This is a genomic window from Arthrobacter sp. R4-81, assembly GCF_054792365.1.
The window spans coordinates 1,287,594-1,300,595 of the sequence record NZ_CP096445.1 but is presented as its reverse complement, the minus strand read 5'-3'; the positions used below and the strand labels follow the sequence as shown (position 1 = coordinate 1,300,595).

Below are 13,002 nucleotides of genomic sequence, written 5' to 3'. Positions count from 1 at the left end.
CTGGCACGCTACAGCGTCCCCGGCTTCCTGAGAAGGGCAACTACTAGGGAGTCCTACTAAACAATTCTTTCGACGTTCCGGTGCCCGGTATTGTGAAGCGCATGACTGAACCCATTGACTTGAAGACCACGTTCATCCCCAATGACGGCGAATTTTTCCGCGTCAAGCTTGCCTTGGAAATCGCCATCGACGAGGCGACGAATGAGCCGGGGTGCATCCGATATGAGCTGACAGAGGCCACGGAGGACAGGCTGGTACTGACCGAGCGCTGGGCCTCGGAAGATGACCTGGAAAAGCATTCAAAGGGCGTTGTGGTCCAGGATCTCAACGAGCGGCTGAGCGCGTTGCTGGCCGAGCCGGTCAAGTGGGAACGGCTCTAAAGAGCCGTCCCCACCTGAGCCGGGAAACCTGAGTCCTAGAAACCAGGCGTGACGGATAATCAGGCGACGCGAAAAACTAGGCGTCCGGAATCTGGGAGCCGTCCTGGGGCCCCGCGGAAGCGGCGGCCTCTTCCCGCGAACGCGCCACATGGGCGTGGACTTCGTCCATGTCCAGCGCTTTGACAGCATCGACAACCTGTTCAAGCTGCTGTTCGTTCAGGGCGCCGGGCTGGGAAAATACCAGCACCTTTTCGCGGAACGCCATCAGTGTGGGGATGGACGTAATGCCTGCCTCGGCAGCCAGCTGCTGTTCAGCTTCGGTGTCCACCTTGGCAAAAACGACGTCCTGGTGCTTCTCGGAGACAGCGGAGTATCTGGGAGCGAATTGACGGCAGGGGCCGCACCATTCCGCCCAAAAGTCCACCAGTACGATGTCGTTGTCCTCAATGGTCGATGCGAACTGTTCACCTGTTATGTCTACGGTAGCCATCCCTCCACCGTACGCGAGGCCGCTCCCGATGTCCCGCCGGTTCGCTGATGGCACAGTCAACCAGGATATGCGCGACGTCGGGACTCACCTGGAAGCGGACTTACACCCATACATGCGGGGCAGGGCGCCTGGCGCCGGGCAAAGCGTTGGTCTCACGCCACTCGTGGATCCACTCCGGGAGCTCAAGCCCAGCCGGCGGTTCACCGAACTCCTTCAGGATTTCCTCCTGGCTGACCGGACCTCCGCTGCTGACGAGGCGGGTGGCGATATAGGCCCTGGCATAAATCTCGCCGTCCGCCACCATGCGCTGCTCGAAGTAAATGGCCTTTGCATCCAGTCCAATGATTTTTGATTCAATGGTGTAGCGCTGCCACAGCTGGAGTGACTTCCGGAAAGCAATCGTTTCCCCAGCTGCGACCGGCGACCAGCCACGCCTGCGCATCTTTTTCCACGTACCGCTTCGGCCCATCAGGTCAAAGCGGCCAAGGTCCATCAGGGAAAAATACATGCCGTTGTTTACGTGCAGGGCGATGTCTATGTCGGTGGGAAGAACCCGAAGAGGCAACGATGACGTCTCCCAAACGCTCAGGCGTAATCTCCGGGACGAGGTGAAAAGGACCAGGAGCGTGCGAAGCAATAGGTGCATGGCCACAATGTTACCGGCCAGTAACTTCATGGCCAAGCGCTGCTCTTTCCGGGTGTTGGACAGCGCCCGCCCTAGAATTCCCGTATGACCCAGGAACGCTACCGCAACCTCGCCGAGTGGCCCCTCATGGGAACGGCACTGATTTTCCTCACGGCCTACGCGTGGCAGGTGATCGGGGCCGTCGAAGGGCGTGACGCAGACGTCCTTGAGGTTGTCATGTGGATTACCTGGGCCATTTTTGCCGTCGACTACGTCACGAATCTCTGGCTTGCCCAAGATCGGCGCCGTTGGTTTGTCCGGAATCTTCATGAGCTGCTCATCGTCGCGCTTCCGTTTTTCCGCCCGCTGAGGCTGCTCCGTCTGGTCACCTTGCTTTCCGTGCTCCACAGGACAATAGGTGAGACTCTGCGCGGCCGGGTTGTTACCTATGTGGCGGGATCGGCGGCGCTGCTGGTGTTTGTAGGAGCGTTGGCGGTGCTGGATGTCGAGCAATCAGCTCCTGACGCCAAGATCGTCACATTCGGCGATGCCCTGTGGTGGGCGATCACCACCATCACCACCGTTGGTTACGGTGACATGTACCCGGTCACGGCCATCGGACGGATAGTCGCCGCAGCGTTGATGATGAGCGGTATTGCGGTGCTCGGTGTGGTCACAGCTTCAATCGCTTCCTGGCTGGTCCAGCGCATCGAAGAGGGTACGGAAGCAGCCGCCGAGGCAGCGGAGGCTCCCGTGCTTGACGAAGTGAACGACCTGCTTCAGGAAGTTGTCGCATTGCGCCGCGAAATTGAGGCACTGCGGAGTGAAAAGAGCATTTAGCTCTGTGCATATTCGGGGGCATTGATTTCATGCCCTAATGCCGGCGGCCCGTTTTGCCTGTATCACGCTTAAGTACGCACCCTCGGCCTAAGTAATTCGCCGGGAAAGTCGAGTATTGGCTACTCGTGCGCCCTGTATGGCCCGATTAATAGACTCGGTATTCCTAGGGCCGATAAATACCAGCATTTGTCGGATTTGTCTCATCGATAGCTCCTTGTACTGCTCTGCGCCTTGCCTCGCCTGGGGCGCTCACAAGGAACTGCCGCCCTAGGGGTTTCCGACCGGCAATCCCTCAGTTTGACGGGGGTGAACCAGTGGAAAATGAATATCTCGGACGCTTTGCCGAGGTCAGGGCCGTCAGCCAGGCAGCCCCTCGCTTTGGAGCCGGCAACAAGCTCAAAGCCGGAGGGATCGCGGGCTCCATTCTCGCCGTCGTTCTCACTGCCTCGCTGTTCACCTTCGATGGCGACTCCAGCGCTACTGCTCCGGTGGAGCCCGCTCAGACTGTCGACGTCGGGGTCGTCGGGAATGCTGACCAGGAAGGCTCTGCTCCAGCGGCGGGGAGCGACCGAGCGGCGGATTCCCTTGCGGCTGAGCTCCCTGAGGAGGCCCCGGTTCCGGCACCTGCACCGGCTGAACCGGTTGTTGTGGAACCTGCGCCGGAGCCGCCGGCTCCTGCACCGGTACCCGAGCCCGTTCCCGCGCCGGAACCAGTCCCGGCTCCAGAGCCTGCTCCCGTCGCGCCCCCTGTTGCTGCCCCGGCACCCCCAGTTGCCGCGCCGGCACCCCCACCAGCGCCCACAGTACGGACCATCTATGTTGCCGGAGCCGGGGGCCAGGCCCTCTTGGACAGCTGCATCGGGCCCATTCACTACACACCCAACGATGGCTACTCGCTCTTCATCACCGAGCACGATTACTGTGGCGGCTGGGCACGTTTTTCAGGAATAGGAATCGGCGAGACAGTAAGCCTGGGCGGGTATGGAACTTATACGGTGACAGCACGTGGTCAGGTTCCCAATCCCGGCACCACCAATGACGTCATCGCAGTGTTCGGAGGATTCCCGCGAGCTATCCTGCAAACCTGCATTCCCGGCACCAGCCAGATGCTGTTGATCGCTCTGAATTAGCGCAGAGCCACGACTGTCCGGTTGCGCACCCACCCTCCAGTGATTGCAGCCGGCAACAGAAAGGCCTTCGGATCCTGACGGTTCCGGAGGCCTTTCCAATGCTGCCATCACTCGGGCGCCAAGGCACGTGTTTTGTGGTTCCCGACTATCCCTTTTTACGGAAACGGAACCTGACGTAGCGCGGAACCCTCTCCGCGTAGTCAGCATAAGACTGTCCGAAGATCGCGGCCGTGGCGGCCTCTTCGTGGAGGACACCAAGATGCTCAGCGAGCGCCGCGGCAGGGAAAGTTGCGAGAACCCAGGACGAACCGGACAGGGTTCCCGCCCCTACATGGATGAACCACCAGCCGACGTACATGGGATGCCGCGTAATCGCATACGGGCCGCTGGTAACCAATACCTCCGGCCGCTCCAGCTCGAATGCACCCGTAGAGTGGTGTCGCCGTTCCGCCAGCGCCCACAGATTCAGGCCGACGCCGGCAACCACGATTCCGGTCCCTCCGAGCCGGTGAAGGGCACGGGATCCAGGAAGAGGTGCGGGACGGATCCGGCCAAGAATGAGATTCACGGCTAATCCGGTCAGTTGCCCTGGCGGCAGGGGAAGGTTTTCGTAAAGCTCCCTCAACCGGGCCGTCCGGGACGCAGTGGCCATGCCAGAACTGTATCTCCGAAACGACGTCAGCGTTGGATCAGATGATGCCTTAGTTCCCGCGGTGGACGCGCCCAAGGGGAGGTTGGCTTGGAATGAATAGGAATGTCGGAGAATGACAAAGGCCCGTAATTTTCCTGGTTCCAGGAGAATTACGGGCCTTCGTTTGGGTGGCAGATGAGGGATTCGAACCCCCGTAGGCGTTGCCAGCTGATTTACAGTCAGCCCCCTTTGGCCGCTCGGGTAATCTGCCGAACTTCAAAAGAAGATCACTCGCGTTCTCCATGCCAGAAGGGCTGTTTCCAGTCCGTTCCGCTTCCGGTGACCGCGGGCAAGACAACTTTACAGAACTTCCGCCGAAGAATCGAATCGGCGCGGAGACGAGCTAAAAAGCCCGGAAAATCAGGCTTCTCCGAGGATCCGGCCAGCCAGCTTCGCTTCAAACCGTGCTGCCTGTTCTTCTGTGATCTGGTTCAACTGGACTGCGCGCAGCAAATCCGTATGCACCCCGTCCATCCGTGCTGACGCTGCCGCGGTGGGGCTGAGAATGATCGAAGCGGCCAAGGCTGCAGCAGCAACGGTGCCCGCGGCTGACGCAATGGTTCCCGCGGCATAGGAGCTAGAACGGAGGACGTAGCGGACGGCCTTGTGCGGCATGGTCTTTCCTTTCGGGGTGGCACTTCCAACAGTTACAACTCTGGCCGCGCACGCTTGGTTCCTCCCGGAGGTTAGCTAGGAGTGAACTGTGAACAGCAGTGCTGGGCGAACCTTCCCCCCGACTTCACTTCCAGCCCATCCGTATTAGGCTGGATTCCAGACATCCCGGCCGTTATTGAGGCACCGGACCAACAGCAGGAGGAGAGTCATGGCAGGCGAATCCACATTCGACGTCGTCAGCAAGGTAGACAAGCAGGAGGTTGCAAACGCCCTGCACCAGGCGCAGAAAGAGCTGGCTCAGCGTTACGACTTCAAGGGTGTAGGCGCTGAGGTTGATTTCAGCGGCGAGAAGCTCCTCATGAAGGCAAACTCGGAAGAGCGTGTGTTGGCAGTTCTGGACGTACTGCAGTCAAAGCTCATCCGCCGCGGCATTTCGCTGAAGTCCCTGGACACCGGCGAGCCCTACGCGTCGGGCAAGGAGTTCCGACTGGAAGCAACCATCAAGGAGGGCATCGCCCAGGACCTCGCCAAGAAGATCAACAAGCTGATCCGGGACGAGGCTCCGAAGTCGGTCAAATCCCAGATCCAAGGCGACGAGCTGCGTGTGACCTCCAAGTCCCGCGACGATCTCCAGGAGACCATGGCTCTGCTGAAGGACTTCGACGAGGCTGACCTCCAGTTTGTGAACTTCCGCAGCTAATTCCTCAGCCAGGACGCCCCGCCATCTGCTCCAGCCTGGCAATCCGCTCCCGCATCGGAGGGTGCGTGGCGAACATCTTGTTCATGACGCCTCCACGGAACGGGTTGGCAATCATGAGGTGGGATGCATTCACCAGCCGCTGGTCCGGCGGCAGCGGCGCGAGCTGGACGCCCTGCTCAATCTTCCGCAGGGCAGAGGCGAGCGCCAGCGGATCCCCGGTCAGCGCTGAACCGTCCTCGTCGGCGTCGTACTCCCTGGTGCGGGAGATGGCCAGCTGGATCATCGAAGCTGCGAATGGCGCCAAGAAAGCCATGGCGAGCAGGGCAATGGGGTTCGAGTTGCGCCGGTCCCCGCCCAGGAACACGAGCATCTGCCCCACCGAGGTAATTACCCCGGCGACGGCGGCAGCTACCGAGGACGTGAGGATATCCCGGTTGTAGACATGCATCAGCTCGTGCCCCAGAACGCCGCGCAGCTCCCGCGGATTGAGGATCTGCAGGATTCCCTCCGTGCAGCACACAGCCGCATTCCGCGGATTCCGGCCAGTGGCGAAGGCGTTGGGCGCCATAGTTGGCGAAAGGTAAATGCGGGGCATGGGCTGCTTGGCCTGTACCGAAAGCTCCCGGACTATCTGGTACAGCTGGGGCGCCTGGGCCTCGGATACTGGGTACGCCTGCATGGACCTGAGCGCGATCTTGTCACTGTTCCAGTAGCCGTAAGCCGTGGTGCCGACGCCGATCAAAGCCATGATCCAGATGGGTGTTGCGCTCCGCATGCTGCTGCCGATCAAGGCACCAAGTCCGAGCAGCACGGCCCAGAGCACTCCAAACAGGGCCGCGGTCTTCAATCCGTTGTAATGTTTGTGCACTTCGCCTCCCACTGACACGCCGCACAACAGCAGAACCAACCTTCACTCAAAAGTTTAATGCCGCCATGAGCAAGAATGTTCCCCCACCGGGACAGCGGCAATTTTGCAACTCAAGCGGCGACGACGCGGCTTGAGTCACGCTTGATATGGTCAGCGGGGAAGGGAGCGCACATGGGATTGGCCAGACGGCTGCTGTGGGGATCCGCAGTCTGGGAAGTAGCCCGGCCTCGGACGCCACTGACTTCAGCCCACCTCCTGATCAGGCTCAGCAATCCCGCCACCGCCCTTGACCGGCGCTCCGCCTCAGACTGGCTTCGCTGCCACAAGGCAGCTCATGCCGCACTGACCCAGGTCCTCGGCGTCACCCACTGCACGCTTATGTTTGCCTACCAATGGCACGCCCTGGGGGCGGCCCTGGGCGAGCCGGTGGCTGAGTCCTCGACCCCCACCTTCCATCTCTTCGGACGCTGGGACGCGGAACCAGGCGCCCCCGGCGCAGTACTGGCCCTTCCTGCTCATCGTCGGACACCCCTGGGCGACGACGAACTCCTGGACATCGATCTCGCCCTCCGTGGCGCTCTCCGGGCCACGGCCGCGTTCGACGCCGAATTGACGGCCGCCGTGGACGGTCCAGATGGTGGCCCGCTGGCCGGCGAGAACCGAGCAACCTCGCTCCCCGACATCGCTACCGTCACGCCTGCGCACCCTATCGATGGCGGGCATCGGGTGTTGACGTTCCACCGCTCCCTGGCCTCCATCTCAGACGTCCGCCCGGCGGAAGTCCTGGCCCTGGCAAAGGCGCTGGAAGGATTTGCCGCGGATCCGACCGTCAGTGGGCTCAGCTGCATTGCCCCTGACCCTTCCACTACCGGCCGCAGACTGAAGTTGCATGTCCTTGGACGCTCCGCCAACGAGTCCAGGAATCCGCTCGCTGCATTGTCGGATTCCCCGGAACTTAGCCAAGCCTTATTGTGATTCAGTCATAATAAGTGTTTCAATGGAGCCATGAGCGATTCCGGTGGCGACCACGAAGCATGGGCCAAGGCCCTGCGTGCCCACGGGCGCCGCGTGACCAAACAGCGGCTCGCCGTGTTGGCCGCCGTCGAACGCCACCCTCACTCCCCCGCCGAAAACATCCTTGCAGCCGCCCGGAATGACCTTCCTGAGCTGACGGCTCAGTCCGTCTACGTTGTTTTGGGGGATCTCACCGATCTGAACATGCTGCGCCGGTTTGAACCTCCCCACTCACCGGCCCTGTACGAAACCCGCGTGGCGGACAACCATCACCATGCGATCTGCATCAGCTGCGGACGCGTGGAAGACGTCGATTGCGCCGTTGGCCACGCGCCGTGCCTTACACCCCACTGGGGCGAGGACAGTGGCCGGCGCATGACCATTCAGATCGCCGATGTGTTGTATCAGGGCATTTGCCAGGACTGCCAGCGCACCCAACAGCTTCCTTCCGAACTCGATAAGTAACCATCCAAGAAATAGGAGAACGATGACCGCGAACAGTGTTGCGCCCATCCCCGTATCCACCACCCAATCCGGGGCCCCTGTCACTTCAGATGCCCATTCCCGCTCCGTCGGTGCTGACGGCGCAATCATCCTCACGGATCACTACCTGGTCGAAAAGCTGGCGCAGTTCAACCGCGAGCGTGTGCCGGAGCGTGTAGTTCACGCCAAAGGCGGCGGCGCTTTCGGCAAGTTCACCACCACCGAGGACGTCTCGGCCTACACGAAGGCTGCTTTCCTGCAGCCGGGCGTTGAGACCGAGATGCTCATCCGCTTCTCCTCTGTTGCGGGCGAGAATGGCTCCCCTGATACCTGGCGCGATCCGCGCGGTTTCGCCGTGAAGTTCTACACCTCCGAGGGCAACTACGACCTCGTTGGAAACAACACTCCCGTCTTCTTCATCCGCGACGGCATCAAGTTCCCCGACTTCATCCACTCCCAGAAGCGCCTCCCGGGTACCCACCTGCGTGACGCTGACATGCAGTGGGATTTCTGGACTCTTTCCCCGGAATCCGCACACCAGGTCACCTGGCTCATGGGTGACCGTGGCCTCCCGGCGTCCTGGCGGGAAATGCAGGGCTACGGCTCGCACACCTACCAGTGGATCAACGCTGAAGGCGAGCGCTTCTGGGTCAAGTACCACTTCAAGTCCAACCAGGGCGTCAAGAGCATGAGCGGGGACCAGGCCGAACAACTCGCCGGTTCAGACGCCGACTTCTACATCCGCGACCTGCAGGAAAACATTGCTGCCGGCAACTTCCCCTCCTGGGACCTCCACGTCCAGGTTATGCCGTACGAGGACGCCAAGACCTACCGCTTCAACCCGTTCGACCTCACCAAGGTGTGGCCGCACGCTGACTACCCGCTGATCAAGGTGGGCACCATGGAGCTGAATCGGAACCCGGAGAACTACTTCGCGCAGATCGAGCAGGCCACGTTTGCGCCGTCGAACTTCGTTCCCGGCATTGCCGCTTCCCCGGACAAGATGCTGCAGGCCCGCATCTTCTCGTACGCGGACGCACACCGTTACCGCGTGGGCACCAACCACGCCCAGATCCCGGTGAACCAGCCCAAGAACCAGGTCAACAACTACAGCCAGGACGGCGCGGGACGTTACCACTTCAACGCCCCTTCCGTTCCGGTTTACGCACCGAACTCGGTGGGCGGCCCGGCTGCGGTTGAGCCGCAGAGCCCGGCCGGCGGCTGGGAGAACGACGGCGAGCTGACCCTTGCCGCGCACTCCCTGCACCCTGAGGACAGCGATTTCGTCCAGGCCGGCGCGCTTTACCGCGAGGTTTACGACGACGGCGCCAAGGCACGTCTCCTCGAAACCATCACCGGAGCCGTGGGCGGCGTCAAGAGCCCTGGCATCAAGGAACGCGCCATCCAGTACTGGACCAATGTTGACGCCGAGCTTGGTGCGAAACTCCGCGCCAACCTTGGTGCAGGCGTTACCGCCGGCGCTGGCAACTCCGAGGCAGAAGCTGCCAACAAGATCGGCTGATGTTCTGATCGAAGCGTTACTGAACGCCCCGTCGCGGATTTCTCCGCGGCGGGGCGTTTTTGTTTTCCACATAGCCTCCGGAGAGTATGGCCCGCCCTGCCGGTGGCTGCCTACGATCCGTACATGGAAACTTTTGAAGGAATTCCCCCGACGGCGTTCGGGTTCTACGCGGAACTGGAAGAAAACAACAACCGCGACTGGTGGCTGCAGAACAAGGCCCGCTACGAGGAGGACGTCAAAAGGCCATTGATGGCGCTGCTCGCCGGGTTGGAGCCAAGGTTCGGTCCCGCGAAGATCTTCAGGCCCAACCGTGACATCCGGTTTTCCCAGGACAAATCCCCTTACAAAACGGCCCAGGGCGCCTTCGCTTCCTACCAGGAAGGTGTGGGGTGCTACCTTCAAGTGGGGGCGGACGGCCTGCTGGTCGGCGGCGGCTACCACTCCCACTCCCCGGCCCAACTCGCCCGCTACCGAAACGCCGTAGATGCTTCTGCAACGGGCGAGTCGCTGCAGCATATCGTCGAGGCTCTCAGCACCTCGGGCTTTGACGTTGAAGGTGAAAAGCTGAAGACCGTACCGCGCGGCTTCGATTCCGCCCATCCGCGAGCCGAACTGCTTAAGCACAAAACGCTAACGGCCGGTGTTGACCTGGGGCAGCCAGAATGGCTTGCAACTCCTGCGGCGTCAGATGAAATCGCCGGGCTTTGGGAGCAGCTGCGCCCGCTCGTCGAGTGGGTGGGCCGCCACGCCTCACCTTAATGCCATCAGCCGCGAAGCGGTTCAACCTTCACCAGGCCACCAAGGATGAGACCGGAAACGGGTCGTGAAGAGGTGTCAGGTGAAAAGGTATCAGGCACCATCACAGCGGCGGATTGCCGGTCCTGGTTCGTTTGGGAACTCCATAGAGGAACCAGTAGGCGCCGGCCATGGTCAGCACAAAGCCGAGGGCGCCGATGATCGTAATCTCCGTGACGATTCCTGTGATGACCACCGCGAATCCGGCCAATGTGCTCAGGACCCCGTAGACCCGCTGTGAGGAAGTTCTGCTGCTTGGGACTCCCCATTGCAGTTTCCGGTATAGATCAGGATCGGATGCGGCCAGTTCCTGTTCTAACTTTTCAAGGCGCGCGCGTTCCTCATCCGATAGAGCCATGGGAACCTTCCTGCCCATGGAGTAGCAGCCGGGATTGAGCGTCCGGAATGTCCCGAACCTGCCGCAATTGCGACGCCACCTTCTCTCTCACCTGGGTTGACAGCTGCCAACACGAGTCAGGACCGGCGGCGGGCTGGTAAGAGCTGAGGCGGACACGGGTTCACCTGCAGACCCTGGCCGTCGCCGGCCTAGGTTCAATTTTACGCCGTGCTGACGGAGGAAGTTCCGTTTAGGTCAAAGGTCAGCTGTGTTGGCCTTCGGTGGCCAGCCGATAGTCCAGGTTGCTGAAAAACACCGAAAGCATCAGTTCGAACGCCTTCGTCGCTTCTTCCGGCTGATTCATCACCACGAAGTCGAACTGCAAACCGTAGAAAGTGGACGTGAACAGCCGAGCATCGGTGTCGGCAAATTCTTCCCGGATGCCCTGGATGACCAGCCAGTCCCTCGTCTTGTGGTGCAGCATCCGGAAGTTCTCCTGCGAGGTGCCACGGGGTGCTGCGGCCACGATGTCCTGGGCGGTGGCCTCGAACTCCAGCCGGGCCAGGTGGCGGTTCCTCTGGGCCATTGTCCACTGCCACGATTGCAGCAGGAACGCCCGCCAGGCTTCGCGGTCAATGTCGCGAACGTCAGCGCTTCGCATGGGGTCCAGCCTGGACTCAATGGAACTGATGATCTCGGCGATCAATTGTTCCCTGTTGCCGAAATGGTAGACCAGCACGTAGCTGGATATCCCCAGTCCGTCGGCGAGGCTGCGGAACGTCAGTTCAGCAAGAGTCTTGTCCATCAGGTAGTCCAGGATGGCAGCTAGGAGCTCCGCTTTGCGCTCGGGTTTTGCAGGGCGGGCCATGGCTCCATCTTAGGAGCCATGGCCCGGCAGGGTTGACGTCGCGACCGGGGCGGAGCCCGGACCGCGGCTTAGACGCGGGTCAGGGCGTCGTCGTTGTCCGTTGTTCTGTTGACTGCTGACCTGGCTTCGCTGAACCGCTCGTTAAGACGTGAGTGCCGCTGCCCGTAGGAGAAGTAGATGGCGATACCCAGTACCAGCCAGATCGCGAAGAAGATCCATGTCTCAACGGCCAGGTTTGTCATGAGGTAGAGGCACAGCAGGGCCGACACCACGGGAAGTACCTTGCCGAACGGAACACGGAACGCCGGCTTCAGGTCCGGGCGCTTCTTCCGGAGCACCAGGATGCCCAGGCTGACCATCACGAAGGCGGAGAGGGTTCCAATGTTGATCATTTCCTCCAGGAGATCCACATTTGTCAGCCCTGCCACCACGGCGACGGCTGCCCCGCAGATGATCTGCAGACGGGCCGGAGTGGAACGCTTTGCGCTGGTCCTGGACAAGGACCGCGGCAGTAGCCCGTCCCTGCTCATGGCCAGGACGACGCGCGACAGACCCATGAGGAGCACCATAATGACGGTGGTCAGGCCCACGAGTGAACCGAACGCGATCACCTTGGCCGCGCCGGTATCACCTACCGCCTCGAACGCCGTGGTGAGGGTCGGGTTCTTGACCTCAGCCAGTTCGGTGTAGGACACCATTCCCGTCAGCGCCAGCGACACCAGGATGTAAAGCAGGGTCACCACTGCCAGGCCACCGAAGATACCGCGGGGAAGGGTTTTCTGCGGGTTCTTCACCTCTTCAGCAGAGGTGGCAACGACGTCGAAGCCGATGAAAGCGAAGAAGACCAGGGCGGCGCCGGCAAAGATGCCAAGAGTTCCGTATTGCGCGGGGGCGGCCCCGGTCAGGAAGCCGAAGAAGGACTGCTTGAGGACGTCCGTGGCCCCCGCTGCGGCGGTGGGTTCAGATGCCGGGACGAACGGGCTGTAGTTCTCGAACTTGACGTAGGTGAACCCGACAACGATGACGAACAGCACGACGGCGATCTTGATCAGTGTGAAGACGTTGCCGACGCGCGCTGACAGCTTGGTTCCCAGTACCAGCAGCACGGTGAAGATCGCCACAATCAGGAAGGCGCCCCAATAGAGGTCGATTCCTCCGAGCGAGATGGCCGGCGGAATATCCAGCCCGGTCAATGCGAATACCTTGCTGAGGTAGATGCCCCAGTACTTTGCGATCACTGCGGCGGCGGTGAACAGCTCCAGGATCAGGTTCCAGCCGATGATCCAAGCCAGGAGCTCGCCCATGGTGGCGTACGTGAAGACGTAGGCGGAGCCTGCCACGGGAATGGCCGTGGCGAATTCGGCGTAGCACATGATGGCCAGAGCACAGGTGATGGCGGCGATCGCAAAGGAAACAGTAACGGCAGGGCCGGCAAAGTTTGCCGCAGCCTTTGCTCCTACCGAGAAGATTCCGGCGCCGACAGCAACGGCGACGCCCATGATCATCAGGTCCCAGGTACTCAGGGTCCGCTTGAGTGAGCGGCCCGGCTCTTCGGCGTCGGCTATCGACTGCTCAACTGTCTTGGTCCGGAAAAGGTTCATGAAGAAGTCCACAATCTTGATTGCGTGCGGGAAACAGACTTAT

At 61.2% G+C, this 13,002-nt stretch carries 16 protein-coding genes and 1 tRNA gene; 8 read left to right on the top strand and 9 right to left on the bottom strand.

Annotated features, from left to right (window positions below):
• The first annotated feature begins 101 nt into the window (after positions 1–101).
• Positions 102–380 carry a putative quinol monooxygenase gene (locus tag M1E05_RS06095; RefSeq protein ID WP_458111675.1) on the top strand — a complete coding sequence of 93 codons (279 nt, stop codon included), beginning with the start codon at positions 102–104 and terminating at the stop codon, positions 378–380.
• Between the two features lie 76 nt (positions 381–456).
• On the opposite strand, the gene trxA is transcribed toward M1E05_RS06095, so the two are convergent.
• On the bottom strand, positions 457–870 hold the full coding sequence (gene trxA, locus M1E05_RS06090; protein ID WP_458111676.1) for a thioredoxin: 414 nt from the start codon (positions 868–870) through the stop codon (positions 457–459).
• A 100-nt stretch (positions 871–970) separates the two neighbouring features.
• Positions 971–1,516, bottom strand: a complete 546-nt coding sequence (locus M1E05_RS06085; protein WP_458114548.1) for an acyl-CoA thioesterase — start codon at positions 1,514–1,516, stop codon at positions 971–973.
• A gap of 84 nt (positions 1,517–1,600) precedes the next feature.
• Here M1E05_RS06085 and M1E05_RS06080 point away from each other — a divergent pair, with 84 nt between their 5' ends.
• Positions 1,601–2,335 (top strand): potassium channel family protein, encoded by a 735-nt coding sequence (locus M1E05_RS06080; RefSeq protein ID WP_461164746.1) that lies wholly within the window; start codon positions 1,601–1,603, stop codon positions 2,333–2,335.
• Between the two features lie 314 nt (positions 2,336–2,649).
• Entirely contained in the window at positions 2,650–3,465 is an 816-nt protein-coding gene (locus M1E05_RS06075) for a LysM peptidoglycan-binding domain-containing protein (RefSeq protein WP_461164745.1), read from the top strand.
• A 145-nt stretch (positions 3,466–3,610) separates the two neighbouring features.
• Here M1E05_RS06075 and M1E05_RS06070 read toward each other — a convergent pair whose 3' ends face one another.
• The 3 genes from M1E05_RS06070 to M1E05_RS06060 form a co-directional block, all read right to left on the bottom strand.
• Positions 3,611–4,117, bottom strand: a complete 507-nt coding sequence (locus tag M1E05_RS06070) for a methyltransferase family protein (RefSeq protein ID WP_461164744.1) — start codon at positions 4,115–4,117, stop codon at positions 3,611–3,613.
• Between the two features lie 168 nt (positions 4,118–4,285).
• A tRNA-Tyr gene (locus M1E05_RS06065) sits at positions 4,286–4,367 on the bottom strand.
• 149 nt (positions 4,368–4,516) lie between these two features.
• Complete coding sequence (locus tag M1E05_RS06060) at positions 4,517–4,771, bottom strand: hypothetical protein (protein ID WP_458111680.1); 255 nt, start codon at positions 4,769–4,771, stop codon at positions 4,517–4,519.
• A 208-nt stretch (positions 4,772–4,979) separates the two neighbouring features.
• Here M1E05_RS06060 and M1E05_RS06055 point away from each other — a divergent pair, with 208 nt between their 5' ends.
• The gene (locus M1E05_RS06055; RefSeq protein ID WP_458111681.1) at positions 4,980–5,471 is read left to right on the top strand and encodes a YajQ family cyclic di-GMP-binding protein; all 492 of its coding nucleotides are present in this window, start codon (positions 4,980–4,982) and stop codon (positions 5,469–5,471) included.
• 4 nt (positions 5,472–5,475) lie between these two features.
• Here the strand turns inward: M1E05_RS06055 and htpX are convergent, their stop codons facing one another.
• Entirely contained in the window at positions 5,476–6,339 is an 864-nt protein-coding gene (htpX, locus tag M1E05_RS06050) for a zinc metalloprotease HtpX (protein ID WP_461164743.1), read from the bottom strand.
• Between the two features lie 171 nt (positions 6,340–6,510).
• Between htpX and M1E05_RS06045 the strand changes: the two genes are divergently transcribed.
• The 4 genes from M1E05_RS06045 to M1E05_RS06030 all read left to right on the top strand — a co-directional run bounded on the left by M1E05_RS06045 (position 6,511) and on the right by M1E05_RS06030 (position 10,117).
• Entirely contained in the window at positions 6,511–7,314 is an 804-nt protein-coding gene (locus tag M1E05_RS06045) for a hypothetical protein (protein ID WP_461164742.1), read from the top strand.
• A gap of 30 nt (positions 7,315–7,344) precedes the next feature.
• Entirely contained in the window at positions 7,345–7,818 is a 474-nt protein-coding gene (locus tag M1E05_RS06040; protein WP_309108453.1) for a Fur family transcriptional regulator, read from the top strand.
• Between the two features lie 22 nt (positions 7,819–7,840).
• Positions 7,841–9,358, top strand: a complete 1,518-nt coding sequence (locus M1E05_RS06035; RefSeq protein WP_461164741.1) for a catalase — start codon at positions 7,841–7,843, stop codon at positions 9,356–9,358.
• 123 nt (positions 9,359–9,481) lie between these two features.
• A complete protein-coding gene (locus tag M1E05_RS06030; RefSeq protein WP_461164740.1) occupies positions 9,482–10,117 on the top strand; it encodes a DUF2461 domain-containing protein in 636 nt (211 codons plus the stop codon).
• A gap of 100 nt (positions 10,118–10,217) precedes the next feature.
• Here the strand turns inward: M1E05_RS06030 and M1E05_RS06025 are convergent, their stop codons facing one another.
• The 3 genes from M1E05_RS06025 to M1E05_RS06015 all read right to left on the bottom strand — a co-directional run bounded on the left by M1E05_RS06025 (position 10,218) and on the right by M1E05_RS06015 (position 12,959).
• Positions 10,218–10,511: a DUF3040 domain-containing protein gene (locus M1E05_RS06025; protein WP_458111686.1), complete on the bottom strand. Its 294-nt coding sequence runs from the start codon at positions 10,509–10,511 to the stop codon at positions 10,218–10,220.
• A 241-nt stretch (positions 10,512–10,752) separates the two neighbouring features.
• The gene (locus M1E05_RS06020; protein ID WP_458111687.1) at positions 10,753–11,358 is read right to left on the bottom strand and encodes a TetR/AcrR family transcriptional regulator; all 606 of its coding nucleotides are present in this window, start codon (positions 11,356–11,358) and stop codon (positions 10,753–10,755) included.
• Positions 11,359–11,426: 68 nt separating this feature from the next.
• Positions 11,427–12,959 carry an amino acid permease gene (locus M1E05_RS06015; RefSeq protein WP_461164739.1) on the bottom strand — a complete coding sequence of 511 codons (1,533 nt, stop codon included), beginning with the start codon at positions 12,957–12,959 and terminating at the stop codon, positions 11,427–11,429.
• Between the last annotated feature and the right edge of the window lie 43 nt (positions 12,960–13,002).

What these genes read in the sequence shown, in the direction of transcription:
- M1E05_RS06030 (WP_461164740.1), top strand. Translation starts at nt 9,482, where the DNA reads ATGGAAACTTTTGAAGGAATTCCCCCGACGGCGTTCGGGTTCTACGCG.
- M1E05_RS06055 (WP_458111681.1), top strand. Translation starts at nt 4,980, where the DNA reads ATGGCAGGCGAATCCACATTCGACGTCGTCAGCAAGGTAGACAAGCAG.
- M1E05_RS06025 (WP_458111686.1), bottom strand. Translation starts at nt 10,511, where the DNA reads ATGGCTCTATCGGATGAGGAACGCGCGCGCCTTGAAAAGTTAGAACAG.
- M1E05_RS06085 (WP_458114548.1), bottom strand. Translation starts at nt 1,516, where the DNA reads ATGCACCTATTGCTTCGCACGCTCCTGGTCCTTTTCACCTCGTCCCGG.
- M1E05_RS06015 (WP_461164739.1), bottom strand. Translation starts at nt 12,959, where the DNA reads ATGAACCTTTTCCGGACCAAGACAGTTGAGCAGTCGATAGCCGACGCC.
- M1E05_RS06035 (WP_461164741.1), top strand. Translation starts at nt 7,841, where the DNA reads ATGACCGCGAACAGTGTTGCGCCCATCCCCGTATCCACCACCCAATCC.
- M1E05_RS06095 (WP_458111675.1), top strand. Translation starts at nt 102, where the DNA reads ATGACTGAACCCATTGACTTGAAGACCACGTTCATCCCCAATGACGGC.
- M1E05_RS06080 (WP_461164746.1), top strand. Translation starts at nt 1,601, where the DNA reads ATGACCCAGGAACGCTACCGCAACCTCGCCGAGTGGCCCCTCATGGGA.
- trxA (WP_458111676.1), bottom strand. Translation starts at nt 870, where the DNA reads ATGGCTACCGTAGACATAACAGGTGAACAGTTCGCATCGACCATTGAG.
- M1E05_RS06070 (WP_461164744.1), bottom strand. Translation starts at nt 4,117, where the DNA reads ATGGCCACTGCGTCCCGGACGGCCCGGTTGAGGGAGCTTTACGAAAAC.
- M1E05_RS06045 (WP_461164742.1), top strand. Translation starts at nt 6,511, where the DNA reads ATGGGATTGGCCAGACGGCTGCTGTGGGGATCCGCAGTCTGGGAAGTA.
- M1E05_RS06060 (WP_458111680.1), bottom strand. Translation starts at nt 4,771, where the DNA reads ATGCCGCACAAGGCCGTCCGCTACGTCCTCCGTTCTAGCTCCTATGCC.
- M1E05_RS06020 (WP_458111687.1), bottom strand. Translation starts at nt 11,358, where the DNA reads ATGGCCCGCCCTGCAAAACCCGAGCGCAAAGCGGAGCTCCTAGCTGCC.
- M1E05_RS06040 (WP_309108453.1), top strand. Translation starts at nt 7,345, where the DNA reads ATGAGCGATTCCGGTGGCGACCACGAAGCATGGGCCAAGGCCCTGCGT.